Below are 26344 nucleotides of genomic sequence, written 5' to 3' on the forward strand. Positions count from 1 at the left end.
CTTCCTGACAGGAAATGCAATGAGAGCAGCAGTCATCTACGAACACGGCGGTCCCGGCAGCATCAAGTACGAGACCGCCTTCCCCGACCCGGTCGCCAAGCCCGACGAGGTCATCCTCAAGGTCGGCGCGGCCACGCTGAACTACCACGACGTCTTCACCCGCAACGGCATGCCCGGCATCACGGTGCCCATGCCCATCATCATGGGCCTGGACTTCGCCGGCGAAGTCGTCGAAGTCGGCGCGGACGTCAAGGACTGGAAGGTGGGCGACCGCGTGCTGGTCGACCCCTCGGACCGCAAGACCTTCGGCGGCGTCATCGGCGAAGCGCGCCACGGCGGCCTGGCCGAGTACTGTGCGGTGCCCGACCATCACCTGGTGCGCCTGCCCGACGACGTCAGCTTCGAGACCGCCGCCTGCCTGCCGGTGGCCTACGGCACGGCCTGGCGCATGATGCAGACCATCGGCAAGATCCAGTCCGGCGAACGCGTGCTCATCCTGGGCGCCTCCGGCGGGGTCGGCACCTGCTGCGTGCAGCTGGCCAAGATGGCCGGCGCCGAAGTCGTCGCCGCGGCCTCCAGCCCCGAGAAGCTGGCGCGCCTGACCGAGCTGGGAGCCGATCACGTGATCGACTACAAGCAGGAAGACTTCATGAAGGCGATCTTCGCCAAGTTCGGCAAGCCGCACCGCCGCCTCTACGAGAACGGCGTGGACGTGGTGGTCAACTTCACCGGCGGCGACACCTGGGTCAAGTCGCTGCGCACGCTGCACCGCAACGGCCGCGTGCTGACCTGCGGCGCCACCGCCGGCTACGATCCCAAGGAAGACCTGCGCTTCATCTGGAGCTACGAGCTGCAGATCCTAGGCTCGAACGGCTGGACCCGCGACGAGCTGATCGCCCTGCTCGAACAGGTGCGCGCCGGCAAGCTGCTGCCCATCATCGACCGCACCTACGGGCTGGCCGATATCAACGACGCGTTCCGTCAACTCGAAGACCGCCAGGTCTTCGGCAAAATCCTGGTGAAACCATGAGTCAGCAAGCCGCACGCAAACTGGAGAAGGCCGACATCGAGGCCATCTTCGCCCGTTCCCGGTTCATCAGCGCGATGAACCTGGAGATCCTCGACATCGACCATGCCGGCTCGCGCTTCTCGGTGCGCATGCCGCTGCAGGACACCTACGAGCGCGGCGCCCCCGGCACCAAGCAGTTCCACGGCGGCGCCCTGGCGGCGCTGATCGACGTGGTCGGCGACTTCGCCATCGGCATGCTGGTGGGCGGCGGCGTGCCGACCATGAACCTGCGCATCGACTACCTGCGCCCCGCCGTGGGCGACTACGTCGACGGCGTGGCCGTGGTCCGCAAGGCCGGCAAGTCGGCCGCGGTGGTCGATATCGACATCGTGTGCCCGGCCGGCAAGCTGGTGGCCATCGGGCGCGGCACCTATGTGCCGATCACGGGCTGAACTTCCGCAAACCGGCCGAACCTGAAGGAGCCGAACATGCTGCTTGTACCGAGTAACCTTGCGCGGGCCGCCTGCGCCATTGTGATGTCCACGGTGTTGTACTCCCCGGCGCATGCCGAACTGACCAAGCTGCGATACGGCAACGTCACCGACATGACGCTGTCGCAGGCGCCCATGGTCGCCGCCAAGCAGCTCGGCTACTTCAAGGAGGAAGGGCTGGATGTGGAGCTGATGGGATTCAAGGGCACGGGCACCCTGATCCCGCAGATGCTCGCCAAGCGGGTGGACATCGGCTACCCCAACCCGGACACGCTGATCATTTCGCGCGCGCCGGGCAAGGACAAGCTGCCGCTGAAGTTCTTCTACAACGCCACCCGCGCCTCGGGGTGGGAGTTCGCCGTGCTGGCGGACTCGCCCCTGAAGTCGCTCAAGGACCTCGACGGCCGCAAGGTCGGCGTGGGCGCGATGACCTTCGGCAACGTGCCCATCACCAAGGCCGAATTCAAGGAACTGGGCATCGACGCCAGCATGGTGCCGGTGGGCATCGGCAGCGCCGCCTTCCTGGCGCTGCAGAACAAGCAGATCGACGCGCTCAACCTGTTCGATTCGCAGCACGCCACGCTGGAGACGCAGGGCACCGCCATCCGGCGCCTGCCGCAGCTGCCGCGCTACGAGGCGCTGTTCAGCAACGGCATGGTGGCGCACGAGGACATGATCCGCGACAAGCCCGAGGTGCTGGCCGGGTTCGGCCGGGCCATGGCCAAGGCGACCGTGTTCTGCGAGGCCAACCGCGAGGCCTGCGTGCGGCTGTTCTGGAAGGAGTATCCCAACACCAAGCCGGCCGGCGACGACGCCAAGGTGCTGGCCGACAGCGTCAAGGTGTTCTCGGCGCGCTTCAACAAGATGCTGGTGTTCCCGGAAGGCAAGCCGCGCCAGTGGGGCCAGTTCAATCCGGACACCTGGCGCGATTTCGCCGCCGCCCTGTATGAGGGCGGGCAGCTCGAAACGCTCGACGTGGACCTGGACAGCGTCTATACGAATGCGTTCGTGGACAAGTTCTCCGACTTCGACACGGCTGCCGTCCAGGCGCAGGCCAAGGCATTCAAGGACTAGGAGCCGGCAGCGTGAATCAGGCACAACACAATGGCAGCGCACCGGTATTCCGCGTCCAGGGCCTGGAGGTGACCTACCGCTCCTCGCGCGGCCCCACCACGGCGCTCGAGGGGTTCAGCACCACGGTCGCCGAAGGCGAATTCCTGTCCATACTCGGCCCCTCGGGCTGCGGCAAGTCCACGCTGCTCAAGGTGGCCGCCGGCCTGCTCAAGCCCTCGGCCGGCGTGGCCGAGCTGCGCGGACAGGCCATCAGCGGCCCACGGCGCGACGTCGGCATCGTGTTCCAGCACGCCACCCTGCTGCCCTGGCAGAACGTGCTGGACAACGTGCTGCTGCCGATCCGCACCATGGGCATGGACATCGCGGCGGGCACCGCGCGCGCGCATGCCCTGCTCAAGACCATGGGGCTGGAGAAGTTCGAGCAGCATTACCCGCACGAGCTCTCCGGCGGCATGCAGCAGCGGGTGGGCATCGCGCGCGGCCTGATCCACGACCCCAGCCTGCTGCTGATGGACGAGCCGTTCGCCGCGCTCGACGCGATGACGCGCGAGACCATGATGGTGGAACTGCAGCGCATCTGGAGCGAGACCCGCAAGTCGGTCATGTTCATTACCCACTCCATTCCCGAGGCGGTGTTCCTGTCGAGCAAGGTGGTGGTGCTGGGGCCCCGGCCGGCCCGGGTGCTGCGCGAGATCGACATCGACCTGCCTTTCCCGCGGACCGAGGAAACGCTTGCCAGCCCGAAGTTTGCCCAGCTGTGCGCGGAACTGCGCTCGCTGTTCTCCAACGTGGCGCACTAGGGAACCGACATGAAAGAGCGCACCAAATCCATCGTCCATCCCCTGTTGCTGCTGGCCGCGCTGCTGGCGCTGTGGTTCATCGCCAACCGCTATCTGGGCGTGCCGTACTACGTGCTGCCGCCGGTCGAAGGCGTGCTGTCGGCGCTGTACCGCGGCTACGTGCAGGGCGATTTCTGGGGCGATTTCGGCTTCACGCTGGCGTCCATGGCGATCGGCTACCTGGGCGGCTGCACGGCGGCCTTCATCATCGGCGTGCTGTTCGCCGAGTACCGCTGGCTGGAACGCCTGCTGTATCCCTTCGTGCTGGCCCTGCAATCCATGCCCAAGGTGGCCCTGGCGCCGCTGATCCTGGTGTGGTTCGGCTTCGGGCTGGAGTCCAAGGCCATCATGGTGGGCCTGGTCTGTTTCTTCCCCATGTTCATCAACACGGCGGTGGGCCTGAAGGCCACCGACCCGGCCCTGCTGGACCTGATGCGGGCGTTCTCGGCCAGCCGCTGGCATATCCTGACGCGCATCAAGATCCCGTCGGCGGCCAGCCACATCTTCGCCGCGCTGCAGATCTCGGTGGTGCTGGGGCTGATCGGCGCGGTGGTGGCCGAGTTCGTCTCGTCGTCGAAGGGGCTGGGCTACCTGATCAACGCGGCGACGACCACGCTGGACACCAGCACCATGTTCGCCGCGCTGATCAGCCTGGCCGTGCTCGGCATCGCCGGCAGCCAGCTGATCAGGGCCCTGCATCGCAAGCTGGTGTTCTGGGACCGCGGCGAAGCCGGGCGGACCCTCACCGAGTAGGCGCTAATCTTGCCCCAGCCCCGCCAAGGCGCGGTCGAAGATCTCGCGCGATTGCACCAATACCCCGGCGCGCCAGTCCGGCGCGCTGGGGTAGAACGCCTCGCGGATGTCGCGCATCAGCGTGGCGCGCAGCGCGCTGTCGGCGTCCTGGTGCTCCCACAGCCAGCGCGCCGCCATCGAGGCGCGCTGCATGCGCGGGCGCGGCAGCGTGCCGAACTCCACCACCACCGCCGTGGTCTCGGTCTCGGGCAGCATGGCCACGAAGGCATCGACCAGCAGGCCCTGGTAGCGCGCCACGGCCTTGTGCGTCACGCCTTCGCGGTTGACCGCGCGCTCGCCCCACCAGCGCCGCGCCCGTTCGTAGGCCGGGCTGCCGGCCTCGTGGAAACACAGGAACACATGGCCGCGCTCGGGGCCGATGCCGGTGTGCAGGTCGATGAAGGCGGCCTGGCGCACGCCGGCCAGATGGGTGGCGATGGCCTCGCGCAAGGCGCGGTTGGACCATTGCTGGCGCGTGCCGCCATAGAAGATGCCGGTCGGGTGGCTGTACTGCCCGCCGTTGAAGGCATCCGAGTAGACCTGCTCGCCCACCGATTCGCGGAAATCCGACAGCTTGCGGAAAATCGCCTCGACGTCCTGCTCGTCCCAGTGATCGCGCGCGATCAGCGCATGCACCTCGGCGTAGCGCGGATTCTGCGGCAGGGGCTGGCTGAAGTCGACGAAGTTGCGGTTCAGGTCGACGTTTTCCTCGGTAAACCGCAAGGCGTGCGCGAACCCCCATGGGTTGTGCGCGTGCAGCAGCAGCACGCCGGTATCGCGCGGCAGGCTCGACGGATCGAGACGGCGCAGCCAATCGGTCTGCGCCGCCGAGCCGCTGTAGCCTTCGATGCCGTGCGTGCCGCAGCCCACCACCAGCATCCGGCTGGCCTGCTCGCCGCCCAGCCGCGCCACGTCCAGATAAAGCGCTTCACCGTCCGGGCCGCGCTGTGTATCGTGGCAATAGGAATGGATAGCGGCCCCGGCGGCACGCGCCGCTTCCAGGAATTTGGCGCGGGCCTGCGCATAGGTTTCGGAGAAAGGATCGGATGCGTGCACATTGACTCCAAGGCGTGGGTTGGCAAATTCAACTCATTCTACGGAATGGTTCTGGAATTTTTTTTCGTTTTCCCGCTCGAGATATGCCGTTTACAGGTGAAATCATGTCGTTGAATCTGGGCCAGCTTACGGACCCTAACAAGAACCCCGCCGCCATCGCGCTGATCGACTGCCTCGACCACGAGGCGCCGCGGATCTACACCCACGGGGACCTGGACCGGCTGGCCAACGCCTGCGCGCGCGGCCTGTTGCGCAAGGGCTTGAAAACGGGCGACGCCGTCGCTCTGATGGGCATCAACCGGGCCGAGTTCCTGATCGCCTACCTCGGCATCATGCGCGCCGGCATGGTGGCCGTGCCGGTCAACTACAAGCTGGCGCCCGACACCCTGTCGTACCTGTTGCAAGACTGCCAGGCGCGGCTGGCCTTCGTCGACGAGCCGCGCGCGGCGCTGGCGCCGGCCGGGCTGGACACGGTGCGCTTCGACACCGCGCAATGGGACGACTTCCTCGACCCGGGTCCGTTCGAGACGTACGCGCCGCCGCCGCGCACCACCGCCATGATCCTGTACACCTCGGGCTCGACCGGCCGTCCCAAGGGCGTGCAGCTGTCGCACGACGGCCAGCTCTGGACCATCCGCTCGCGCTTCCTGAACCGCAAGGACTTCGACAACGAGCGCTTCATCGTGGCCGCGCCGATGTTCCACATGAACGCGCTGGCCAACTGCAAGTTCGCGCTGGCCGCCCACGCCAGCATCGTGCTGCTGCCGCAGTTCGACACGCACCGCTTCATCGAGGCGCTGGGACGGCACGACGTGACGTGGATCACCTCGGTGCCGACCATGATGGCCCTGGTGGTCAAGGAAAAGCAGGCGCTGGCGCAGATCGACACCGCCCGCGTGCGCTATATTCGCATGGGCTCGGCGCCGGCCACCGACCAGCTCTACGAGGCCGTGCGGCGCGCCTTTCCCAATGCCGCGATCGCCGGCGGCTACGGCACGACCGAGGCCGGCCCCATCGTCTTCGGCCCCACCCAGGGGCGCGCGCTGCCGGGCGGCGGCGGGCTGGGCTGGGTGCTGCCGGACGTGGAAGTGCGCCTGGTGGACGCGCAGGGCCGCGACGCCGACGAAGGCGAGCTGTGGATGCGCACGCCCGCCAACATGCTGGGCTACCTGAACCTGCCCGAGAAGACCCGCCAGGTCCTGACCGAGGACGGCTGGTATATCTCGGGCGACGTGTTCCGGCGCGACGGCGACGGCTGCTACTACTTCATCGGCCGCGCCGACGACATGTTCAACTGCGGCGGCGAGAACATCTACCCGGGCGAGATCGAGCAGGTCATCGAGCGCCTGCCCGCGGTCATGCAGGCCTGCGTGGTGCCGGTGGCCGACGAGATCAAGGGCCAGAAGCCGGTGGCCTTCGTGGTGCTGCAGCGGGGCATGAGCCTGTCGGAGCAGGACGTCAAGTCGTACGTGCTGGCCAATGCGCCCGCCTACCAGCATCCGCGCCGCGTGTTCTTCGTCGATTCGCTGCCGCTGGCCGCCACCAGCAAGGTGGACCGGCGCGCCCTGGCGCAGCGCGCCCAGGCCGAGGCGTAGCGCGAAAAGGCGGGGCCGATCGGCAATGGGCTGCTCGATGAGCAGCCCATTCCAATTCCGGGCCCGGACACGCCCGAGAAGGCACTTATTTTCCACGCGCCGGGGCGTAGCATGGATCCATCAGATCAAGAAGGTGGAGACATGCGCTTCAATGCCACATCGGTTGCCGGCGCCGCGCAGCCGCAACGCCTGCACGGCCTGGCGGCCGACATCGACCGCGCCGTCGCCGCGGCCAGCGCGGCCGAGACCCCGGCCGCGGTGGCCGGCGTGCTGGCCGCCTACCGCGAACCCGACGAACTGCTGACGCCGGCGCAGCAGGCCGGCAGCGCCGAACACTACGCCCGCCACCTGCTCTACGCCCATCCGCTGGGGCGCTTCAGCATCGTGGCGCTGGCCTGGCAGCCGGGGCAATGCACGCCGGTGCATGGCCATTTCACCTGGTGCGCCTACGCGGTGCTGCGCGGCGCCATGCAGGAAGAACAATACGATTGGGACGCGGCCGGCCAGCGCGCGCTGGCCACGCGCGTGGTGGCGCGCGCGCCGGGCGATTGCGTGGCCAGCCTGGCGGGGCTGGACGCCATACACCGGCTGCGCAACGTCGGCGCCGGCACGGCGATCTCGCTGCACGTCTACGGCGTCGAAGGCGAGCGGGTCGCCACGCACGTCAACCGCATCGCCCGCGCCGCCTGAGGGCGGCCGCCGGCGCTACGACGCGTAGTCGACCGGCAGCGCGGTGGTGTACTTGAGCTGCTCCATGGCGAACGACGAGCTGACGTCGTGCAGGTCGGCGATGCGGATCAGCTTCTTGTAGACCGTGTCGTAGGTGGCGATATCGGGCACCACCACGCGGATCAGGTAGTCGATGTCGCCGCTCATGCGATAGAACTCGACCACCTCGGGGATGTCGGTCACGTGGTCGGCGAAGCGGTCCAGCCAGGCCTGCGAATGCTGGTTGGTCTTGACCGATATGAAGACCGTCACCCCCACGTTGAGCGCGACGGGATCGCACAGCGCGACCTGGCGCCGGATTACCCCGCTTTCCTTCAGCTTCTGCACCCGCCGCCAGCATGGCGTGGTAGAGAGACTGACCTGGTCCGCAATGGACTGGATCGGCGTCTCCGCGTTCTCCTGGAGAATCGCAATGATCTTCCTGTCTGTGGCATCCATGTTCGCACCGCCATGAAAAGGCGCGGCGGCCCCACCAGGGAAGCCGTCCGCGCCGGGATGAGCGGCGGGCGCGCCCGCCGCGGCCGTACCGCTCAATCGATGGTGACCTTGGCGTCCTTGATGACCTTGCCCCAGCGCGCGGTTTCCTTCTCGACCAGCTGGGCCAGTTCCTCGGGGGTGGACGGCGCCGGCTCGGCGCCCTGCTTGGCAATGCTCTGCTTGACATCCGGCAGCGCCAACAAGGCGTTCACGTCCTTGTTGATCTTGGCGATGATCGGTTGCGGCGTGCCCGCCGGCGCGAACAGCGCCCACCAGGTCGTCACGTCGTAGCCCTTGACCCCGGCCTCGTCCATGGTCGGCACGTCGGGCAGGTCGGGCGAGCGCTTGGGCGAAGTCACCGCCAGCGCGCGCAGCTTGCCCGCCTTGATATGCGCCAGGGCGGCGGGAAGATTGTCGATCGCCATCGGCACCATGCCCGCCATCACATCGGTCAGCGCCGCGTTGCTGCCCTTGTACGGCACGTGCGTGATGGGCGTGTCCGTCATGCGCTTGAACAGCTCGGACGACAGGTGCGGCGAAGTGCCGGCGCCCGGGCTGGCGTAGAACGCCTTGGACGGATCGGCCTTGAAATAGGCCAGCAGTTCGCCGACGCTCTTGGCCGGCACCGACGGGTTGACCACCAGCACGTTCATCACGGTGGCGATCTCGGAGATCGGCGCGAAGTCCTTGACGTGGTCGTAGCCCGGGTTCTGGTACAGGCCCGGGTTGATGGCGTGCGTGTTGATCGAGCTCATGTAGAGCGTGTAGCCGTCGGCCGGCGCGTGGGCGCCGGCCTGGGCGCCGATATTGCCGCCGGCGCCGGGCCGGTTCTCGACCACCACGGGCTGGCCCCACATCTTGCTGAGATTGTTGGCGACCAGGCGCGTGAAGAAATCCGAGCTGCCGCCTGGCGGGAACGACACGATCATCGTCACGGGCTTGCTCGGATACGCGGCCCCGCTCGCCACGGCCGGGCCGGCCAGCATGCCCGCGGCGGCGCATACGGCCCAGGTCGCCAGCAGGCGGGATTGAATGGACTTCATTGGAAATTCCCCTAGAGAGGTGTTGTATGGCTGCGCCTTGCCAGCATCAGCCCCCGTTCCCGGCATTATGGAAGTCGCGCAGGAAAATATATTTGCGACTTCTGGCTCGAAAACCGTCAAACCGGAAATTAATTTCTAATATATCCCGGCTCGCAGGGTAATCCCTTACAATTATTCGTTATATCGTGCGGCTATTTTTCACTATAGGCGATCCGGGCGGGCGCGGCGCCGCCGCGTCGGCCGGCGGCGAAGTCGGTTACTCTCCTCGTTTGTCCAGGCGCCCCGCCGCCTCGCCCGCATCAGGAGTTGTATGTTTACTGGCATCGTCCAAGGCACCGCCACCATCGCCGGCATCGCCGACCGGCAAGGCCTGCGCACCTTCACCATCGATTTCCCGGCCGGTTTCTGCGTCGACCTGGCCATCGGCGCCAGCGTCTCGGTCGACGGCGTGTGCCTGACCGTCACGCGCATCGTGTCGGCCGACACCGCCACCTTCGACGTCATGCTGCAAAGCCTGGACATCACCACGCTGGGCGGCTATGCGGTCGGCGCGCGCGTGAACGTCGAGCGCGCCGCCCGGGACGGCGCCGAGATCGGCGGCCACCCGCTGTCGGGCCATATCGATTTCGCCGCCGCCGTCGAACGCGTCCAGACCCTGGACAACAACCGCGTGCTGCGCATCGGCATCCCGCCGGCGTTTCGCAAGTATGTGTTCGCCAAGGGCTATATCGCCGTCAACGGCGCCAGCCTGACCGTCTCGGAAGTCGACCGCGAAGAAGGCTGGTTCGAGGTCTGGCTGATTCCCGAAACGCGCCGCATGACGGTGTTCGAGGAAAAGCAGGCCGGCGACGCGCTGAACATCGAAATCGAGCGCAGCACCCAGGTGGTGGTCGACACGGTGCGCGAAGCCGTGCAGGAAAGCCTGGGCAGGCTGCAGCCCGTGCTCGAGGCGATCCTCAAGGAGAAGGGCCTGAGCCTGGAAGACTTCGTGCGCCCGCCGGCGCTGAAGTAAGCCGGCCCGGCCGGCCGGGCCGGCCAGGCGCCGCCGCTCAGCGCGGCGCGGCCAGCAGCTCGTGCAGCCAGCGGCCGATGGCGGTGACCTGCTCGTCGCGATGCGGCTGGCCGATCACCTGCAGGCCCACCGGCATGCCGTCCACGCCCAGCGCCGGAACGCTGATCGCCGGCGCCCCCAGCAGCGAGGACACGCAGCTGAACGAATAATCGCCGGTGGGATAAGGCGTGCCGCGCAGGTCGGCGATGCGCGGGGCCGGCCCGCTCGAAGCCAGGCTGAGCAGCGCGTCGCACTGGGTGGCCAGCGCCGCCAGCCGCTGGCGCGCCGCCTCGCGCTCCAGCATGTCGTGGCGATAGCGCTCCAGCGTCATGGCCTGGCCCAGTTCCAGCTGTCGCACCAGGCTGGGGCCGAGCGTGCCGGGATGCTGCTCGGCCATGTTCTTCAGGCTCCAGTGGTGCTCCCAGGAAATCAGGCGCATCGACAGCGCGCCCGCCTGCGCGATGGCGCGTTCGAGGCCGTCGACCAGCGAGCAGTCGGCGCGGCGCACGATCCGCACGCCCTGCCCGGCGATGCGCTCGAGCGCCGCCTCGAAGGCCGCGCGCGAAGCGGCGTCCAGACGCTCCCAGCCCTCGGTCTCGATCACCGCCAGCCGCGCGGGCTTGCGCCCGGCCGGCGGCGCCGCCTCGCCGTACAGGCCCGGATGGCCAGGGTCGCCGCCGACGCGACGCACGATCTCGATCGAGGTGGTCCACATATCCTGCGCGCTGCCGGCATGGATGCCGACGTGCGACTGGCTGAAGCCCTGGCGCTCGCCGCGGTTCATGCCGCCATAGGTGGGCTTGAGCACCCAGTTGGCGTTGAAGCTGGCCGGCCGCAGCATGGAGCCGACCAGTTGCGAGCCGACCGCCACCGGCACCATGTTGGCGCCCACCACGGCGCCCGAGCCGCTCGACGAGCCGCCGGGAGTGCGCTCGGGGTCGAACGCATTGGTGGTGGGCCCGGGATCCAGGAACCCCAGCGCGGTGGTCACCGTCTTGCCCAGCACGATCGCGCCGGCCTCGCGCAGCGCGCGCACCACGGCGCTGTCGCGCTTGGGAAAATTGCCGGTGTAGGCGGGGCTGCCCATCTGCGTGGGCATGTCGCGGGTTTCGATCAGGTCTTTGATGCCCACCGGCATCCCGTCGATGGCCGACAGCGGGCGGCCTTCGCGATAGCGGCGCGCCGAGGCGTCGGCCGCCTCGCGCGCGCCCGCCTCGTTGAGCACCACCCATCCCTGCACCACCGGTTCGCGCCGGGCAATCGTGTCCAGGCAGCGCTCCAGGTAGTCGCGCGGCGAATCGCCGCCGTCCAGGAACGCTTGCGTGCGGTCATGGAAAGTCAGGGGAGTGTGCGTACTCGGGTGGTAATTCAAGGTCTGCTCCTGGGTAATGAACCGGGCGGTCGGCCGGCTCAGTTGATCTGGATGCCGGCGTCTTCGATGAGACGCGTCCAGCGCTGATATTCGTCATGGAAGAACGCGTCGAACTGCTGCGGCGTGCCGGGCTGCACCTGCATGCCGAACGACACCAGGCGATCGCGGATCTCCGGCATCGCCAGCACCGTGGCCAGGTCGCGGTTGAGCTTCTCCACCTGCTCGGGCGGCAGGCCGGCCGGCGCGAACAGGCCGTACCACGCCTCCAGCTGCAACCCGGGCAGGCCCGCTTCGGCGGTGGTGGGCACGTCGGGCAAGGCGGCCAGCCGCTGCGGCGAAGCCACGGCATAGGCCTTGGCCTTGCCGCTGGTCACGTAGCCGATGACGTTGCCATTGCCCAGCTGGACCAGCAGGTCCACCTCCCCGCCCAGCACGGCGCGCGAGGCTTCCAGCGCGCCGCGGTACGGCACGTGCATGATGTCGACCTTGGCCGCCTGGCGGAACATCTCGGTATAGAGTTGCAGCGCCGAGCCGATGCCGTTGGAGGCGTACGTATACTTGCCGGGGTCCGCGCACAGGCGGGCGACCAGTTCGTCCATGGTGTTGGCCGGCATCGACGGATGCGCCAGGATCAACACCGGCAGGCTGCCGATCTTGCCCACCCGCGTCAGGTCCTTGACCACGTCGATGCGCGCGTTCTTGTTCAGCGCCGGCAGGGTCGCCAGCTCCGAGTAGGTGATCATCAGCGTATAGCCGTCGGGCTGGGCGCGCGCGGCGAACTCGGTGCCGATCAGCGTGCCGGCGCCCGAGCGGTTTTCCACCACCACCGGCTGGCCCCACAGCGCGGTCAGCTTGGGCCCGATCAGGCGGGCCAGGATGTCCGCGGTGCCGCCCGCGGTGGTGGGCACGACGATGGTGACCGGGCGCGCCGGATACGTTTCGGCCACGGCCGCCGCGCCCGCCAGCGGCGCCATGCAGGCCAGCAGCCATCTGGCGCAGGCAAGCCTCAATCCACGACTCATTTGAACCCCCTTTGTGCTTGTGATCGTCCGGCCGCCGACGGCGCCGGATGCGGGGCCATAGTGAGGGTTGGCGAGATTGCGCTCAAACGACTTTATCGCTAGGATGGTTTACATTTTCTTAAGCGAACGCGGGATCGGGCATGGATGGTTTGCCGCCTCTCAATGCAGTGCGGACTTTCGAGGTAGCAGGCCGGCTGTGCAGCATTACCGAGGCGGCCGCCGAGCTGTGCGTCACCCCTTCGGCGGTCAGCCGGCAGATCCGGCTGCTGGAGGAACACCTGGGCCGCAAGCTGTTCGTCCGGCAGCACCGCGGCGTCGTCCTCACCACCATCGGCCACCAGTACCTGGGCGATATCTCCAAGGCCCTGGTGGAGGTGCGGCGCGCCACCTCGGAGGCGGCCAGGCCGCGCCAGCGCGCGGTCTTCACCGTGCGCGCGCCGCACAGCATCGCGATGCGCTGGCTGCTGCCGCGGCTGGCCCGCTTCCATGCCGCGCATCCGCACATCGACGTCAAGCTGCACACCTCGCTGACGCCGCCCGACTTCGAACGCGAAGACCTGGACGCCGGCGTGATGCTGGGACGCGGCCAGTGGAAGGGCCTGGTCAGCCACATGCTGATACGCAACGAACTGATCCCGGTCTGCGCGCCGCACAAGGCCCGCGCGCTGCGCGACCCGGCCGACCTGGCCGACGAGACGCTGCTGCACGTGTTCGGCCGCCCCGACGACTGGGTGGCGTGGCTGGGCGCGGCCGGCGTCAAGCACGTGGACGTGCAGCGCGGCATGAAGTACGAATCGTCGGCGCTGGCCTACGAGGCCGCGCTGGAAGGCTACGGCATCGCCATCGCGCAGAAGGCCCTGATCGACAAGGACCTGCAGGAGGGCCGCCTGGTCACGCCCTTCGACCTGAGCGTGGACCAGGGCGACTACACCTATTACTTCGTGCTGCCGCCCGAAGGCTACAAGCGCCGCTCGCCGGCGCTCGACACCTTCAGGCGCTGGGTGCGCGACGTATCGCTGCCGCGGCAGGCTCCGCCGCCATGACCCGCGCGTAGCGCGCCGGATCCAGCCGCCGGTACAGCAGGCACGCGATCGCCACGCAAGCCAGGTGCATCGCCCAGCCGGCCGCGAAGCCGCCGGTGGCCGCGCGCAGCGCCGCCACCGCGAACGGCGCCAGCGCGGCGATGAGAAAGCCCCCGCCCTGCATCAGGGCGGCCAGCACGCCGGCCGGCTCGGCCTGCGAAAAATGATCGAGCGCGGCGATGAAGGTCAGCGCGAAACAGCCGCCCAGGCCGGCGCCGCCGATCACCGCCCAGGCCAGCGGCGCCGCCGCCGGCCAGAACGCCATGCCGGCAAAGCCCGCCGCCTGCATCGACAGCGTGGCGTACAGCCACGGGCGACGGTCAGCGCGGCGCGCGGCCAGGACCGGCAGCGCGAGCGCCGCCGCGGCCTGGGCGATGGTCATGGCCACCATCAGGTCGCCGCTTTGCGCGATGCTCCAGCCCTGCGCCTGCACGGCCGCAGGCAGCCACGCCACCATCGATGAATAGCCGCCGTTGACCAGTCCGAACGCCGCGATCAGCAACCAGGTGCGGGGCCGGCGCATCAGCGTGCCGGCCAGCGCGCCATCGCGCCGCGCCGCCGGCGTCTCGGCCAGGCAGCGCCAGGCCGCGGCGAAGGCGATGAGCGCCGGCACCGCCAGCCAGGCCAGGGCGACGCGCCACGAGTCGCCGGCGCCGCCGGCCAGCCGCGAGGTCAGCCGCGCGCCGAGCGCGCCGCCGCCCATCATCATGGCCGAATACACACCCATGACGGCCGCCATGCGGCCGGGAAAGCGGTCCTTGATCACGCCCGGAAACACGGCCTGGATATAGGCCACGCCCAAGCCGCACAGCGCGGCGGTGCCCACCAGCAGCGCGCCGTCCCACGCCGCCAGCCGCAGCGCCGACCCCAGGGCCAGCGCCAGCAGCGCGGCCAGCACGCCGCGCCGCGTGCCCACGCGCGCCTGGATCGCGGGCGCGAGCAAGGCGCCCACGCCCATCAGCAGCATGGGCAGCACGGTCAGCATGGACGCGCCCAGGTGGCCCAGCCCGGTGTCGGCCTCGATGCCGGCCAGCACCGTGCCTGGGCCGGTCAGGAACGGACGCAGGTTCAGGCCGATCAGCGCCACCAGCGCCAGCATGGCCCAGGCGCGCGGCGCGGCGCCCAAGCGCGCGGCCGTCATGGCGCGTGCGGCCCGTCCCGCCACTCGCGGTACAAGTCCGCGTCCGGCGCGGCGGCGCCGGGCCGGTGCTCGAAGGCGAAGCCGGGCTGGCGCTGCGGCGGCAACGCCAGCTCGGCGGCCAGCGCCGCGGTGGACAGGCCATAGGGCTCGGCCTGCTCGTTCGAATAGGCGTAGACGGCGCGCGCCACGCCGCTCATGCGCATGGCCGCCAGGCACATCGGGCAAGGCTGGCCGCTGGCGTACACCACGCAGCCGTCCAGCCGCGCCGAGCGCAGCGCCCTGCCCGCCTCGCGCAGCGCCAGCAACTCGGCATGCGCGGTCGGATCGTGGTCGGCCAGCATGCGGTTGACGCCGCGCGCCAGCACCACGCCGTCCCTGGCCACCAGCGCGCCGAACGGCCGGCCGCCGGCGCGCGCGTTGGCGCGCGCCAGCGCGATCGCTTCGCGCAACAGGGTGTCGTCATCCGGCGCGGCGACGCCCGGGTTCGAATCAGCGCGCATGGGCGGCCTCCAGCAGCTGGACGATGGCGGTCTGGCCGCGCTGGCGGGCGTGGCGCAGGGGCGAGACGCCATCGCCATCGGCCAGGTTCACGTCGGCGCCGCCCTCGATCAGGCGCGCCACGATGGCCTGGTGGCGCGTGCCGCCGTCGCCCAAGATGATGGCTTCGAGCAGGCCGGTCCAGCCCAGCCGGTTGACGTGGTCGGGGTCCACCCCGGCGCGCAGCAGCATGTCGACCACTTCGACATGGCCGCGTTCGCAGGCCGGGATGAGCGCCGTGCCGCCGTAGCGGTTGGTGCTTTTCAGGTCCGCGCCGTGCGCCAGGGTCAAGGCCAGGATGTCGCGGTAACCGCGCGCGCCGGCCAGCAGGTAGGCGCTGTCCTGGATGCGGTTCTGTGCGTTGACGTCGGCGCCGGCCTCGACCAGCGCGCCGGCCGCCTCGACATGGTTGCCCTGCGTGGCGCGCAGCAGCGGCGTGTTGCCTTGCGCGTCGCGCGCCTCCAGCGGCGCGCCATCGGCCAGCAGCGTCTTCACGCGCGCCGCGTCGCCGTCGGCGGCCGCCCGCAGCAAGGCCTGGCCGGCGTCGCCGGCCGCCACGGACGCGCCGCCCAGCGACACGAGAAACGCGGCCAGCCAGCACCGGTAAAACCTGATGATGGGCATTTCCAACCCTCCATGCTTGAACATGCCGCCAGTATCGGCGTTTGTTCAAGTATTATGAAATTAATTGGTTTAATGAACATCAGTGGGAAACGCGATGCTAGATCCCGTACTGCTGCGCAGCTTCGTCACGGTGGTCGATACCGGCAACTTCACCCGCGCCAGCGAGCACCTGCACCTGACCCAGTCCACGGTCAGCCAGCACGTGATCCGCCTGGAGGAAAACCTGGGCTGCCGGCTGCTCGACCGCGGCCAGCGCCACGTGCTGCCCACCGAGGAAGGCGAGCGCCTGCTCGGCTACGCGCGCAGCATCCTGCGGCTGGCCGACGAGGCGCGCGAAAGCGTGGCGGCGGCCCAGGGCAACGCCGTGCTGCGGCTGGGCGCGCCGGAGGACTTCATGGGCGCGGCGCTGATGCCCGTGCTTGCGCCGCTGCTGGCGCGCTATCCGCTGCTGCGGCTGGAATTCGACAGCGGCTTGAGCCACCAGCTGCTGCGGCGCTACCGGGATGGCGAACTCGACCTGCTGCTGGTCAAGCAATGGGAGGTGGACGCGGACTGCCAGGCGCACTGGCCCGAGCCGCTGCGCTGGGTGGCCGCCCGCGACGGCCCCACCCTGTCCGCCGGCGAGGCGGTGCCGCTGGTGGTGTTCCCGGCCGGCGCGCTGTACCGCCAGGAAATGACGCGCATGCTCGAAGCCGGCGGCCGGCCCTGGCACATCCGCTACGCCAGCACCAGCCTGGCCGGCCTGGTGGCGGCGGTCGGCGCCGGCCTGGGCGTGAGCCTGCTGCCGGCGGCCAGCGCCGGCGGGCAGTTGCGGGAGCTGCGCAAGCGCGATGGATTCGCGCCGGTCGACGGCCTGCAGCTGGGGCTGTACGCGCGCGCCCGGCTGGGCGCGGCCGGACGCGACCTGCGCGACGCCCTGGCCGCCCACTGCGGACAGCGCGCCGCGGCCATGGCGAGCGCCTGACACCTTGGGCGGGTGCCTGACACCCTGGGGCCGTGCCCGAGGCGACGGCACTTCGGTGCCAGGCACCCGCTGCGCAGGCCTGCTTGCACGAGACGAGCCGCGCCGCGGGAGCCTGGCACCTGCTCCAGGCGCCCTCGCCCTCCTACCCCACCCAGCAGTCGTCCGGGTACGCATCCGCCTGCGTGCCGCCCTGGACGATGGCTTGGCGCAGCGCAGCGGCCTGCGGCAGGACATGCCGGGCATAAAAAGCGGCGCTGGCCAGCACGGCCTGGCGTCGTGCCTCGGGCAGACGCGCGGCGGCGCGCGCGCGCAGGGCATGCATCCAGCCGCCAGCCACCACGCCCCATAGCTCCAGGTACGGCACGCCGCCCGCGTAGGCCGCGCGCGGTGCCGAGCCGGCCTGTTCGAGAATGGCGTCGACGGCGGCGCGCAAGTCCGCGCAGGCCGCGCCCAACGCCTCGCCCAGCCCCTCGCCATCGAGCTCGGGCCGCGCGGCGGCGGCGATTTCTTCCAGCAGCCGTCGCGCTTCGGCGCCCTGGTCGCGCACCGTCTTGCGGCCCACCAGATCGTTGGCCTGGATCGCGGTGGTGCCCTCGTAGATCGTGAGGATGCGCGCATCGCGGTAGTACTGCGCCGCGCCGGTTTCCTCGATGTACCCCATCCCGCCGAACACTTGCATGGCATCGTAGGTGGCCCGCTGGGCGGTCTCGGTGAACCAGCCCTTCATCACCGGAACCAGCAGGTCCAGCCGCGCCTGGGCCGCCGCGCGCGGCGACGCCTGGGTGCCGCCGTGGGCCTGGTCGCGCTGCAAGGCCAGGTAGATCGCCAGCGCGCGCATGGCGTCGATGCGGCTCTTGATGCCCAGCAGCAGGCGCCGCACGTCGGGGTGGCGCAGGATCGTATCGCCGCGCGAGCCGTCCTCGCCGACGATGCGGCCCTGGCGGCGCTCGCCGGCGTACCAGACGGCGTGCTGGTAGGCGCGCTCGGACAGGGCCAGTCCCTGGATGCCGACCGCATGGCGGGCCTCGTTCATCATGACGAACATGGTCTTCAGGCCGTCGTTCGGCGCGCCCACCAGGTAGCCGGTCGCGCCCTCGTCATCGCCGAACTGCATCACGGCGGTAGGGCTGCCGTGGATGCCCAGCTTGTGCTCCAGCGCCACGCAGGCCACGCGGTTCGGTTCGCCCGGCGAGCCGTCGTCGCGCAACAGGTGCCTGGGCACCGCGAACAGCGACAGGCCTTTCACGCCCGCCGGCGCGTCGGGGGTGCGGGCCAGCACCAGGTGGATGATGTTGGCGGCCATGTCGTGGTCGCCGTAGGTGATGAAGATCTTCTGTCCGGTGATCGCGTAGGTACCGTCGCCGCGCGCCACCGCGCGCGTCTTGACCGCGCCCAGGTCCGAACCCGCGCCAGGTTCGGTCAGGTTCATGGTGCCGGTCCACTCGCCGCTCACCAGGCGCGGCAGCAGGCGCGCCTGCAACGCGGGGTCGGCCGCCGCCAGCAAGGCCTCGATGGCCCCGCCGGTCAGCATCGGGCACAGCGCGAAACTGGCATTGCAGGCATGCCAGATTTCCTCTGTCAGGGTCGACAGGACGGCCGACAGGCCCTGGCCGCCGAAGCGCTCGGGATGGCGCAGGCCGTTCCAGCCGGCCTCGCAGAACGCCGCGTAGGCCCGGGCGAAGCCGGGCGGCGTGACGACCGCGCCCTGCTCCAGGCGCGCGCCGGCCTGGTCGCCGCGGCGGTTGGCCGGTTCGAGAAACGCCTGCGCGAACTTGCCGGCCTCGTGCGCGACCGAGCGCGCCAGGTCGAGGTCCAGCGCGGCCTGGTCGTCGCGCGCAAAGACGTGTTCGAGCAGGAATTCGATGTCGCCCCAAGGGGCTCGGTACTGGCTCATGGAGAATGCCGCAATCAGGTTGAAGGAGTGGATGGGTCAGGCGCTGCCAGGCGCTCGCCCAGCACGCCGTACCACGGGCCGCCCAGGCGGCATACCGGGTCGAGGCGCGCGCCGTCGAGGCGGCCGTCACGCATGTATTCGCTGTCGATGCTGAAGTGCAGCACTTCGCCCACCACCAGGCGCGCCGCGTGCACGCCGAATTCCAGCACCTGCGACAGCCGGCATTCCAGCCGCACGGGGCTTAGCGCCACGCCGGCCGGACGCACGCGCTGGCTGGGCCGCATCCGCACGCCCAGCAGTTGCGCCTCGTCGACCCCGGGCGCGTGGCGCTCGCCGCAGGCATGCATGGGCGCCAGCAATTCGCGCGTCACGACATTGACGACGAACTCGCCGGTCTGGCGGATATTGGCCAGCGTGTCCTTTTCCTGGCCCTGGTGCAGGCTGATGCTCAATGCGATGAGCGGCGGCACGGTGGACACCATGGTGTAGAAGCTGAACGGCGCGAGATTGCCCGTGCCCCGCGCGTCGCAGGTGGAAATCCAGGCAATCGGCCGGGGCACCAGACACGAGGTCAACAGCCGATAGGTCTCGCGGGCCGACAGCCCGGCCGCGTCCAGGCCGGTGCGCGGGGCGTCCATTCACGCCGCCCCCATGTGATCCAGCCGCACCGGATAGCGCGCGTAGCCGTCGCCAGCGTCGAACAGGCCGCGCTGGCGCGCCAGCGCCGATTGCGCCAGTTCGCCGGGCAGCTCGAGCCGCGACACCGGCACGTCGGCCTCCGTCAGGGCTTCCATCAGCGCCTGGCACGTACGGTCGCGCACGGCGCGCGCCAGCGCGTCGTTGATCGGGCCGGCCAGGGCCTCGCGTTCGCGGTAGGTCGCCAGCGGGCCGGCCAGCCCCTCCAGCGGCAAGGCGCCTCGCAGCGCCTGCCAGAAGTGGTCCTCCAGCGCGGCGATGGCCACATGGGCATCGTCGGCGGTGCGGAATACGCCGTAGGCCGGCTTGCACAGCACGTCTTGGCGCTGCTGCGCCAGCGTGGCCAGGCCGGCCGAGGCAAACTGGCCCAGTCGCGGATTCATCCAGTGCATGACGCAATCGGCCAGCGCGATGTCCAGCCATTGGCCGCGGCCGGTGTGCTGGCGCTGCAGCAGGGCCGCCAGCGTGCTCGACAGCGCATACATCGCGCCGCACAGATCGGCCACGGGCAGCCCGGCGCCCGGCGCCGGCCTGGCCGGATCGCTGCCGGCCAGCGCCAGGGCGCCGGCGGCCGCCAGATAGTTGATGTCGTGCCCTGGCTGCAGCGCCTGAGGGCCGCCCTGGCCGTAGCCGCTGAGCGATACATAGACCAGCCGCTCGTTGAGCGCGCGGGCCTGCTCGTAGTCCAACCCCAGCCGCGCCATGACGCCGGGCCGGAACCCCTCGACCAGCACATCGGCCCCCGCCACCAGCTCGCGCGCCCGGGCGCGCCCTTCGGCCTGTTTCAGGTCGAGCATTTCGCTGCGCTTGCCGCGGTTGACCGAGGCGTACACGCCCGGGTAGAGACGGCGGGCGTTGTCGCCGTGCGGCGGACGTTCGACCTTGACGACCGTGGCGCCCAGCTCCAGCAGGTTCTGGGTCAGAAACGGCCCGGGCAGCAATTCGGAGAAATCGACGACAGAGATGCCGGCAAGCGGCGCGGCGCGGGTCATGGCGTCCGCCCTCAATCCAGCTTGACGCCGGCGGCCTTGACCACCTTGCCCCACTTCACCGCCTCGTCCTGCACGAACGCGGTGAAATCGGCGCCCGACTTCTGCAGCGGCACGCCACCGAACTCGACCAGCTTGGCGGCGATCTGCGGCTCGGCGATGGCGGCGGCGAAGGCCTGGCGCAGTCTGGCGGTCACGGCGTCCGGCGTGCCGGCGGGCACGAACACGCCCATCCACGACACGGAGGTGGCCTGCGGGTAGCCCAGTTCGGCCAGCGTCGGCACGTCGGGCAGAGAACCCAGACGCGCTTCGCCCGTCACCGCCACGGCGCGGATCTTGCCGGCCTTGACGTAGGCTTCGGTGGACACCGGATAGTCGAACGACAGATCGACCTGTCCGCCGATCAGGGCGGTGATCGACGGCGCGCTGCCCTTGAACGGGATGTGGCTGAACTTCACGTCCGCCACCGATTGGAACAATTCGGCGGCCAAGTGCGTGCCGGTGCCCGCGCCGGCGCTGGAATTGTTCAGCTTGGCGGGATTGGCGCGCGCGTAATCCACCAGCTTGGCCAGCGTATCGTAGGGGCGCTCGGCATTGACGACCACGATGTTGGGAATGGCCGTCAGCCCTTGCACGGCCTGCAGCCGGTCGGCCGAACTGGGCGCCGAGGTATAGAGCAACGGATTGGTCACCTGCGTGCCCTGGGTGCCCAGGAAGATGACGTAGCCGTCCGGCTTGCTGTTGGCCGCGTACTCGGTGCCGATGTTGCCGCCGGCGCCGGCGCGGTTTTCCACGATGATGGGCTGGCCCAGCAGTTCCGCGGCGCGCGCGCCCACGGTACGCGCAACGTTGTCGGTGATGCCGCCGGCCGTGAACGGCACCACGAAGCGGATCGGCCGTTCCGGATAGGCCTGCGCGAGCGCGGGCGCGGCCACGCAGGCGGCCAGCGCCGCCAGCGCCGCGATGAAGGCGTGCTTGTTGAACATGTGGAGTCTCCTGGGGTTGAAGTCGCCGTCTAGCGCGGCGGGTTGGCTGGGCTGTCAGCGCGGCGCGCCGATCAGCACCGCGTCGAGCGCTGTCGCGCCGGCCGGCCCGGCCAGCACGGGGTTGAGGTCCAGTTCCTTGATATGCCACGGTCCGTCGACGACGAAGTCGGACACCGCCAGCAGCAGGCGCTCCAGCGCCTCGATGTCGGCCGCGGCCTGGCCGCGGCACCCCTGCAGCAATTGGTGGCAGCGCGTCTCGCGGATCATGTCGCGCGCATCCTGGGGGGTCAGCGGCAAAAGGCGCCGGCTGACGTCCTTGAACACCTCGACGTACACGCCGCCCAGGCCAAAAGTCATGACGTGGCCGAACAAGGGGTCTTCGTGCACGCCGACCAGGGTCTCGACGCCCGGCCCGCCTATCATCTGCTCGATCAGAATGCCGTCGATGCGCGCGTCGGGGCAGGCGGCGCGCGCGTTGGCGTCGATGGTCTCCCAGGCGTCGCGCACCTGCTGCGGCGTGCGCAGGCCGACGGCCACACCGCCGATATCCGATTTGTGCAGAATCTGCGCGCTGACGATCTTGGCCACCACCGGCCCCTGGCATTGCGCGGCGGCCTGCACCGCTTCGTCGGCGCTGCGGCACACCTGCCCGAAAGGCACGGCCACGCCGGCGGCGGCCAGCATCTGCTTGGCTTCGAGTTCGGCGTAGGTGCGCGGCTCGGAGCGCGCCGGGGCGCCCGCGGACCGCACCATGGCAGGCTCCCAGTCACGCTCGAAGCGCCGCACCCACTGGCCATGGCGGTTCCAGTGCGCCAGCGCCTTGACGGATTTGCCCAGCGTGCGCACCGGCGTCAGCCCCGCATCGACCAGGCACTGGAAGCCGGTGCCCAGCTTGTCGCTCATCCATACCGGCACGATGGGCACTTCCACCTCGGCCTGCGCCTTGACCATGTTGCGGCAGGCGGCCAGCGTGGTGTCGCCGTACTCCATGGGAATCGGGTAGAGCACCACGTCGACGTTGGGGTCGCGCGCCACGCACAGCAGCGAGCCGTAGCTGATGTCGCTTTGCACCAGGATCTCGGCGGTGGTGTCCACCGGATTGTCGATGGCGGCATACGAGGGCAGCATGCCGGCCAGTGCCTGGCGCGTGGCCGGCTCGAAGCGCGACAGCTCCAGCCCGGCCGAACCCAGCATGTCGGCCGCCAGCGCGACCGTACCGCCGGAAAACGAATACACCGCGGCGCGGATGGAACGCGCCGGCGCGCCGCGCGCCAGCAGGGCCGCGGTGTCGATCAGTTCGTCGATGTCGTCGACCTCGACGATGCCGAACTGGCGGAACGCGGCGCTGTTGACCTCGGCGCTGCCCGACAGCGCGGCGGTATGCGATTGCGTCGCCTGCACGCCGTAGGCCGACTTGCCGACTTTCAGCGCCACGATGGGCTTGCCCTGGCGCGCCGCGTTCAGCGCCGCCAGCGCGAAGCGCGCAGGATCGTTGATGCCTTCGAGCAGCGCCACGATGACCTTGATCTCGGGCATCTCCACCATGTGATTGATGTAGTCGCTGGCGGTCAGGTCGGCCTCGTTGCCGCTGGAGCACCACAGTCCGATGCCCACGCCGCGCCCGCAGGCCTGCAGGAACGTGCGGCCCAGGCCGCCGCCCTGCGTCACCAACCCGATGGGGCCGGCCATGCGGTCGTGCTGGTAGGCGGGCGAGAACGTGAAGCCCAGGCCGCGATTGTTGTTGGTCATACCCGGGCAGTTCGGCCCGTAGATGCGCAGCCCGGTCTCGCGCACGATGGCGCGCATCTGTTCCTCGAGCTGGCGCCCCGCTTCGCCGGTTTCGCCGAAACCCGAACTGAGCACGATGGCAAAGCGCACGCCCTTGCGCCCGCACTCGGCCAGCACCGCCACCGCTGCCTTGGCCGGCACCACCACGATGGCGGTCTGCGGCGCGTGCGGCAAGTCCAGCACCGAGCGATAGGCGCGTCGCCCCATGACCTCGTCCTTGGTGGCGTTGACCAGGAACAGTTCGCCGTCGAAGCGGGAGTGCTCGACGATATTGACCAGCGTGCGCTGGCCAATGCTGGCGGGACGATCCGAGGCGCCTATCAATACCAGCGATTCGGGCGCGAACAGGGGCGCGAGGTTCTGGAACATGCGATTCCTTGGCTGAATGTCCGGACCTGCCTGGGGCGTGAATCCGGCTCTTTGATACGATGTGCCGAATTTTAATTCGATATATCGAACCAGTCAACGAACAAATAATTCGACATATCGTTGTTTAATACGATATTATGAATTTAAGCGTGGATCGCCGGCGGCCGGAGACGGGCCGGGCGGCATCTGGCGCCCCTTTTTCTGAATCGCAAGCGGACCGCCCGGCTGGCGCGGTCCGCGCAGGAGCAGCACACCCCATGGATCTGAAAATTGCAGGAAAAGTCGCCGTGGTCACCGGATCCGGGCGCGGCATCGGCGCCCAGACCGTGCGCACCCTGGCCGAGGAAGGCGCGCGCGTGGTCGTGACCGACATCAACGAGGAAACGGCGCGCGAGACCGCGGCGCGGCTGAGCGCCGACGGACACGAGGCGATCGGCGTCAAGTGCGACGTCTGCCGGCGCGAAGACGTCGACGCCCTGGTCGCCGCCGCCACCAAGGCCTACGGCGGCGTCGACATCCTGGTCAACAACGCCGGGTTCACCCGCGACCAGTACCTGGGCAAAATGGCCGAGGACGACTGGGACGCCGTGGTCGACACCATCATCAAGGGCGCGTTCCATTGCAGCCGGGCCGTCTTGCCCGGCATGATGCAAAAGCGCTGGGGCCGTATCGTCAACATCGCGTCGCGCTCGGTGTTCGGCAACCCCGGCCAGACCAACTACACCACGGCCAAGCTGGGTCTGGTGGGATTCACCCGCGCGCTCTCGCTGGAGCAGGCCAAGTTCGGCATCACCGTCAACGCCATCGCGCCGGGTTTCGTCGAAACCGAGCTGATGCGGTCGCTGCCCACCTACGAGCGGCTGCGCGACGGCGCGCTGGCGCGCAACCCGGTAGGCTTCCTGGGCCAGCCTGGCGACATCGCCGACGCCGTGGCCTTCATCGCATCGGAGCGGGCCCGCTACATCACCGGGGTGACGCTGTATGTCACCGGCGGACGCTTTTCTTCCTGAGCGGCGCGCCGCCATCATTCGAGGACGACATGGATTTCGATTTCGACTCCAACCAACAGGCGTTGCGCGACAGCATTCGCCGCTATCTCAAGGCCGAAGTGGCCCCGCGCATCGACGCCTGCGAGGCCGAGCGCCGCATTCCGCAGGACCTGCTGCAAGGCCTGGCCCAGTTCGGCTACATCGGCGGCCTGCTGCCCGAGGACGCCGGCGGCTTCGACCTGGACTTCGTCACCTGGGCCATGATGGTCGAGGAGGCGGGCTACTGCTGGGGCTCGCTGCGCACCATCGTCAACATCACCAACATCTTCCTGCGCCTCGTCCAGGGCCACGGCACGCCGCGGCAGCGCGAACGCTTCCTCGCACCGGTGCTGGCCGGGGAGAAAAGCGTGTGCGTGGCCATCAGCGAACCCAACCACGGCTCCAACGTGGCCGGCATCGAGTGCCGCGCCGACGACCGCGGCGACCACTACCTGCTCAATGGCAGCAAGCTGTGGATCACCAATGGCGTGAACGCCGATTACGCCATCGTGCTGGCTCGCACGTACAGCGACACCTGCCAGGGCAAGCCCTCGCTGTTCCTGGTCGAGCGCGCCGCCTCGCCCTACGCGGCGCGGCTGGTGGACAAGATGGTGCTCAAGGCCTCGGGCACCTCCGAACTCAGCTTCGACGACGTGCGCGTGCCGAAGGAAAACCTGCTGGGCGCCGAGGGCGTGGCGCTCAAGACCATGCTGGCCGGACTGAACTACGGCCGGCTCAACATCGCCATGGGCGCCGTGGGCGCCGCGCAGGCGGCGCTGGACCTGTCGGTCGAGTACGCGAAGACGCGCCGCCAGTTCGGCCGCCCGATCGGCGAGTTTCAGCTGATACAGAAGCACATCGTCGACATGATGGTGCGCACCGAGGCGGCGCGCGCGCTGGGCTACAAGGCGGCCGCGGCCCTGCAGAAGGGCCAGCCGGCGCGCATCGAATGCTCGATCGCCAAGCTGTACGCCGCCGAGGCCGCGCATGAGGTCGCCAGGATCGCGCTCAGCGTGCACGGCGGCCTGGGCTACTCCACCGAATATCCGCTGGAGCGCATTTTCCGCGACACCAGCGGCGGCGTCATCCCGGAGGGCACCGCCGAAGTGCAGACCCTGATCGTCGGACGCGAAGTGCTGGGCATGTCCGCCATCAACGCCGCGGAGAACAAGGCATGACGGCCATGGACACCCTGCCGCCGACCGCGCTGGAAGCCCTGCGCTACGGCTGGGAAGACCTGGAGCCCGGCCTGGTGGTCGAGTCCGCCGCGCGCACCATCACCGAATCCGATGTGGTGGGCTTCGCCGCGCTCAGCGGCGACTACAACCGGCTGCACACCGACGCGGTGTACGCGGGCGCCAGCAAGTTCGGCCAGCGCATCGCGCACGGCATGCTGGTGGCCTCCATCATGTCGGGCCTGAACACCCGCACCGTGCTCAACCAATGCCTGGAGCCATCCATCCTGGGCCTGCTGGAAATGACGTACCGCTTCACCCGGCCCACCTTCGTGGGCGACACCATCAAGGTGCGCATCACGGTGACGGCGCGCCGTCCCTCCAGCGACCCGCGCCGGGGCGTGGTCGAGTTCGAGCGCCTGGGCATCAACCAGCATGGCGATACCGTCTGCGCCTGCGTCGCCAAGCTGCTGGTGGCGCGCCGCGGCCCCTCCCCCGACTTCCAACCGAACGAGGCATGA

26 protein-coding genes are annotated in these 26344 nt (G+C 69.4%); 13 read left to right on the forward strand and 13 right to left on the reverse strand.

From position 1 onward, the window contains the following. Positions 1-19: 19 nt before the first annotated feature. From CAL11_RS18475 to CAL11_RS18495, 5 genes are read left to right on the forward strand one after another with little or no spacing between them, the layout of a single operon-like run. Positions 20-1030, forward strand: coding sequence for a zinc-binding dehydrogenase (locus tag CAL11_RS18475; protein WP_086093782.1), 1011 nt, complete (start codon positions 20-22; stop codon positions 1028-1030). Next, entirely contained in the window at positions 1027-1461 is a 435-nt protein-coding gene (locus CAL11_RS18480) for a PaaI family thioesterase (protein ID WP_033464704.1), read from the forward strand. The genes CAL11_RS18475 and CAL11_RS18480 overlap by 4 nt, the downstream gene beginning before the upstream one ends. A gap of 36 nt (positions 1462-1497) precedes the next feature. Continuing rightward, positions 1498-2574, forward strand: a complete 1077-nt coding sequence (locus CAL11_RS18485) for an ABC transporter substrate-binding protein (protein ID WP_033464705.1) — start codon at positions 1498-1500, stop codon at positions 2572-2574. 11 nt (positions 2575-2585) lie between these two features. After that, the gene (locus CAL11_RS18490) at positions 2586-3374 is read left to right on the forward strand and encodes an ABC transporter ATP-binding protein (protein ID WP_050458144.1); all 789 of its coding nucleotides are present in this window, start codon (positions 2586-2588) and stop codon (positions 3372-3374) included. 9 nt (positions 3375-3383) lie between these two features. Then, on the forward strand, positions 3384-4166 hold the full coding sequence (locus CAL11_RS18495) for an ABC transporter permease (RefSeq protein ID WP_086093783.1): 783 nt from the start codon (positions 3384-3386) through the stop codon (positions 4164-4166). Between the two features lie 3 nt (positions 4167-4169). Here the strand turns inward: CAL11_RS18495 and CAL11_RS18500 are convergent, their stop codons facing one another. Beyond that, entirely contained in the window at positions 4170-5261 is a 1092-nt protein-coding gene (locus CAL11_RS18500) for a M14 family metallopeptidase (protein ID WP_086093784.1), read from the reverse strand. Positions 5262-5365: 104 nt separating this feature from the next. On the opposite strand from CAL11_RS18500, the gene CAL11_RS18505 reads away from it, so the two are divergent. Then, entirely contained in the window at positions 5366-6856 is a 1491-nt protein-coding gene (locus tag CAL11_RS18505; RefSeq protein WP_086093785.1) for a class I adenylate-forming enzyme family protein, read from the forward strand. 141 nt (positions 6857-6997) lie between these two features. Beyond that, positions 6998-7546 (forward strand): cysteine dioxygenase family protein, encoded by a 549-nt coding sequence (locus CAL11_RS18510; protein ID WP_033447499.1) that lies wholly within the window; start codon positions 6998-7000, stop codon positions 7544-7546. 15 nt (positions 7547-7561) lie between these two features. Here CAL11_RS18510 and CAL11_RS18515 read toward each other — a convergent pair whose 3' ends face one another. Beyond that, positions 7562-8023: an Lrp/AsnC family transcriptional regulator gene (locus CAL11_RS18515; protein WP_086093786.1), complete on the reverse strand. Its 462-nt coding sequence runs from the start codon at positions 8021-8023 to the stop codon at positions 7562-7564. Positions 8024-8115: 92 nt separating this feature from the next. After that, positions 8116-9105 (reverse strand): Bug family tripartite tricarboxylate transporter substrate binding protein, encoded by a 990-nt coding sequence (locus CAL11_RS18520; RefSeq protein WP_086093787.1) that lies wholly within the window; start codon positions 9103-9105, stop codon positions 8116-8118. A gap of 310 nt (positions 9106-9415) precedes the next feature. Here CAL11_RS18520 and CAL11_RS18525 point away from each other — a divergent pair, with 310 nt between their 5' ends. Beyond that, positions 9416-10117 carry a riboflavin synthase subunit alpha gene (locus CAL11_RS18525; RefSeq protein WP_086093788.1) on the forward strand — a complete coding sequence of 234 codons (702 nt, stop codon included), beginning with the start codon at positions 9416-9418 and terminating at the stop codon, positions 10115-10117. Between the two features lie 37 nt (positions 10118-10154). On the opposite strand, the gene CAL11_RS18530 is transcribed toward CAL11_RS18525, so the two are convergent. Next, positions 10155-11528, reverse strand: a complete 1374-nt coding sequence (locus CAL11_RS18530; protein ID WP_043172339.1) for an amidase — start codon at positions 11526-11528, stop codon at positions 10155-10157. A gap of 38 nt (positions 11529-11566) precedes the next feature. After that, a complete protein-coding gene (locus CAL11_RS18535; protein WP_244172835.1) occupies positions 11567-12550 on the reverse strand; it encodes a tripartite tricarboxylate transporter substrate binding protein in 984 nt (327 codons plus the stop codon). Positions 12551-12690: 140 nt separating this feature from the next. Here CAL11_RS18535 and gcvA point away from each other — a divergent pair, with 140 nt between their 5' ends. Further along, entirely contained in the window at positions 12691-13593 is a 903-nt protein-coding gene (gene gcvA, locus CAL11_RS18540; RefSeq protein WP_086093790.1) for a transcriptional regulator GcvA, read from the forward strand. On the opposite strand, the gene CAL11_RS18545 is transcribed toward gcvA, so the two are convergent. The 3 genes from CAL11_RS18545 to CAL11_RS18555 are packed head-to-tail and all read right to left on the reverse strand — an operon-like array spanning position 13541 to position 15958. Then, on the reverse strand, positions 13541-14773 hold the full coding sequence (locus CAL11_RS18545; RefSeq protein ID WP_086093791.1) for a cyanate transporter: 1233 nt from the start codon (positions 14771-14773) through the stop codon (positions 13541-13543). The genes gcvA and CAL11_RS18545 overlap by 53 nt on opposite strands. After that, positions 14770-15273, reverse strand: a complete 504-nt coding sequence (locus CAL11_RS18550; RefSeq protein ID WP_086093792.1) for a nucleoside deaminase — start codon at positions 15271-15273, stop codon at positions 14770-14772. Before CAL11_RS18550 ends, CAL11_RS18545 begins: the two co-directional genes overlap by 4 nt. After that, complete coding sequence (locus CAL11_RS18555; protein WP_086093793.1) at positions 15263-15958, reverse strand: ankyrin repeat domain-containing protein; 696 nt, start codon at positions 15956-15958, stop codon at positions 15263-15265. Before CAL11_RS18555 ends, CAL11_RS18550 begins: the two co-directional genes overlap by 11 nt. Before the next feature lie 70 nt (positions 15959-16028). Between CAL11_RS18555 and CAL11_RS18560 the strand changes: the two genes are divergently transcribed. Next, entirely contained in the window at positions 16029-16898 is an 870-nt protein-coding gene (locus CAL11_RS18560) for a LysR family transcriptional regulator (protein WP_086093794.1), read from the forward strand. 142 nt (positions 16899-17040) lie between these two features. Here the strand turns inward: CAL11_RS18560 and CAL11_RS18565 are convergent, their stop codons facing one another. Genes CAL11_RS18565 through CAL11_RS18585 form a run of 5 tightly spaced genes read right to left on the reverse strand, consistent with a single transcriptional unit; the run spans position 17041 to position 23620 of the window. Then, positions 17041-18792 (reverse strand): acyl-CoA dehydrogenase, encoded by a 1752-nt coding sequence (locus CAL11_RS18565; RefSeq protein WP_086093795.1) that lies wholly within the window; start codon positions 18790-18792, stop codon positions 17041-17043. A gap of 14 nt (positions 18793-18806) precedes the next feature. Next, the gene (locus tag CAL11_RS18570) at positions 18807-19430 is read right to left on the reverse strand and encodes a flavin reductase family protein (RefSeq protein WP_086093796.1); all 624 of its coding nucleotides are present in this window, start codon (positions 19428-19430) and stop codon (positions 18807-18809) included. Beyond that, positions 19431-20480 carry a CaiB/BaiF CoA transferase family protein gene (locus tag CAL11_RS18575; RefSeq protein ID WP_086093797.1) on the reverse strand — a complete coding sequence of 350 codons (1050 nt, stop codon included), beginning with the start codon at positions 20478-20480 and terminating at the stop codon, positions 19431-19433. It abuts the gene before it with no gap. Between the two features lie 11 nt (positions 20481-20491). After that, positions 20492-21463 (reverse strand): Bug family tripartite tricarboxylate transporter substrate binding protein, encoded by a 972-nt coding sequence (locus tag CAL11_RS18580; RefSeq protein ID WP_086093798.1) that lies wholly within the window; start codon positions 21461-21463, stop codon positions 20492-20494. 54 nt (positions 21464-21517) lie between these two features. Continuing rightward, positions 21518-23620: an acetate--CoA ligase family protein gene (locus CAL11_RS18585; RefSeq protein WP_086093799.1), complete on the reverse strand. Its 2103-nt coding sequence runs from the start codon at positions 23618-23620 to the stop codon at positions 21518-21520. A gap of 257 nt (positions 23621-23877) precedes the next feature. Between CAL11_RS18585 and CAL11_RS18590 the strand changes: the two genes are divergently transcribed. From CAL11_RS18590 to CAL11_RS18600, 3 genes are read left to right on the forward strand one after another with little or no spacing between them, the layout of a single operon-like run. Further along, a complete protein-coding gene (locus CAL11_RS18590) occupies positions 23878-24630 on the forward strand; it encodes an SDR family NAD(P)-dependent oxidoreductase (protein WP_086093800.1) in 753 nt (250 codons plus the stop codon). Positions 24631-24659: 29 nt separating this feature from the next. Next, positions 24660-25826, forward strand: a complete 1167-nt coding sequence (locus CAL11_RS18595) for an acyl-CoA dehydrogenase family protein (RefSeq protein WP_086093801.1) — start codon at positions 24660-24662, stop codon at positions 25824-25826. Next, positions 25823-26344 carry a MaoC family dehydratase gene (locus CAL11_RS18600; RefSeq protein ID WP_086093802.1) on the forward strand — a complete coding sequence of 174 codons (522 nt, stop codon included), beginning with the start codon at positions 25823-25825 and terminating at the stop codon, positions 26342-26344. Before CAL11_RS18595 ends, CAL11_RS18600 begins: the two co-directional genes overlap by 4 nt.

This window comes from Bordetella genomosp. 6, assembly GCF_002119705.1.
In the GTDB taxonomy this organism is placed as follows: domain Bacteria; phylum Pseudomonadota; class Gammaproteobacteria; order Burkholderiales; family Burkholderiaceae_B; genus Bordetella; species Bordetella bronchiseptica_F.

Coding starts and splice junctions, on each gene's coding strand:
- CAL11_RS18515 (WP_086093786.1), bottom strand. CDS start 8,023: ATGGATGCCACAGACAGGAAGATCATTGCGATTCTCCAGGAGAACGCG.
- CAL11_RS18600 (WP_086093802.1), top strand. CDS start 25,823: ATGACGGCCATGGACACCCTGCCGCCGACCGCGCTGGAAGCCCTGCGC.
- CAL11_RS18565 (WP_086093795.1), bottom strand. CDS start 18,792: ATGAGCCAGTACCGAGCCCCTTGGGGCGACATCGAATTCCTGCTCGAA.
- CAL11_RS18580 (WP_086093798.1), bottom strand. CDS start 21,463: ATGTTCAACAAGCACGCCTTCATCGCGGCGCTGGCGGCGCTGGCCGCC.
- CAL11_RS18560 (WP_086093794.1), top strand. CDS start 16,029: ATGCTAGATCCCGTACTGCTGCGCAGCTTCGTCACGGTGGTCGATACC.
- CAL11_RS18585 (WP_086093799.1), bottom strand. CDS start 23,620: ATGTTCCAGAACCTCGCGCCCCTGTTCGCGCCCGAATCGCTGGTATTG.
- CAL11_RS18545 (WP_086093791.1), bottom strand. CDS start 14,773: ATGACGGCCGCGCGCTTGGGCGCCGCGCCGCGCGCCTGGGCCATGCTG.
- CAL11_RS18570 (WP_086093796.1), bottom strand. CDS start 19,430: ATGGACGCCCCGCGCACCGGCCTGGACGCGGCCGGGCTGTCGGCCCGC.
- CAL11_RS18575 (WP_086093797.1), bottom strand. CDS start 20,480: ATGACCCGCGCCGCGCCGCTTGCCGGCATCTCTGTCGTCGATTTCTCC.
- CAL11_RS18595 (WP_086093801.1), top strand. CDS start 24,660: ATGGATTTCGATTTCGACTCCAACCAACAGGCGTTGCGCGACAGCATT.
- CAL11_RS18495 (WP_086093783.1), top strand. CDS start 3,384: ATGAAAGAGCGCACCAAATCCATCGTCCATCCCCTGTTGCTGCTGGCC.
- CAL11_RS18510 (WP_033447499.1), top strand. CDS start 6,998: ATGCGCTTCAATGCCACATCGGTTGCCGGCGCCGCGCAGCCGCAACGC.
- CAL11_RS18505 (WP_086093785.1), top strand. CDS start 5,366: ATGTCGTTGAATCTGGGCCAGCTTACGGACCCTAACAAGAACCCCGCC.
- CAL11_RS18535 (WP_244172835.1), bottom strand. CDS start 12,550: ATGAGTCGTGGATTGAGGCTTGCCTGCGCCAGATGGCTGCTGGCCTGC.
- CAL11_RS18555 (WP_086093793.1), bottom strand. CDS start 15,958: ATGTTCAAGCATGGAGGGTTGGAAATGCCCATCATCAGGTTTTACCGG.
- gcvA (WP_086093790.1), top strand. CDS start 12,691: ATGGATGGTTTGCCGCCTCTCAATGCAGTGCGGACTTTCGAGGTAGCA.
- CAL11_RS18520 (WP_086093787.1), bottom strand. CDS start 9,105: ATGAAGTCCATTCAATCCCGCCTGCTGGCGACCTGGGCCGTATGCGCC.
- CAL11_RS18475 (WP_086093782.1), top strand. CDS start 20: ATGAGAGCAGCAGTCATCTACGAACACGGCGGTCCCGGCAGCATCAAG.
- CAL11_RS18485 (WP_033464705.1), top strand. CDS start 1,498: ATGCTGCTTGTACCGAGTAACCTTGCGCGGGCCGCCTGCGCCATTGTG.
- CAL11_RS18480 (WP_033464704.1), top strand. CDS start 1,027: ATGAGTCAGCAAGCCGCACGCAAACTGGAGAAGGCCGACATCGAGGCC.
- CAL11_RS18590 (WP_086093800.1), top strand. CDS start 23,878: ATGGATCTGAAAATTGCAGGAAAAGTCGCCGTGGTCACCGGATCCGGG.
- CAL11_RS18550 (WP_086093792.1), bottom strand. CDS start 15,273: ATGCGCGCTGATTCGAACCCGGGCGTCGCCGCGCCGGATGACGACACC.
- CAL11_RS18525 (WP_086093788.1), top strand. CDS start 9,416: ATGTTTACTGGCATCGTCCAAGGCACCGCCACCATCGCCGGCATCGCC.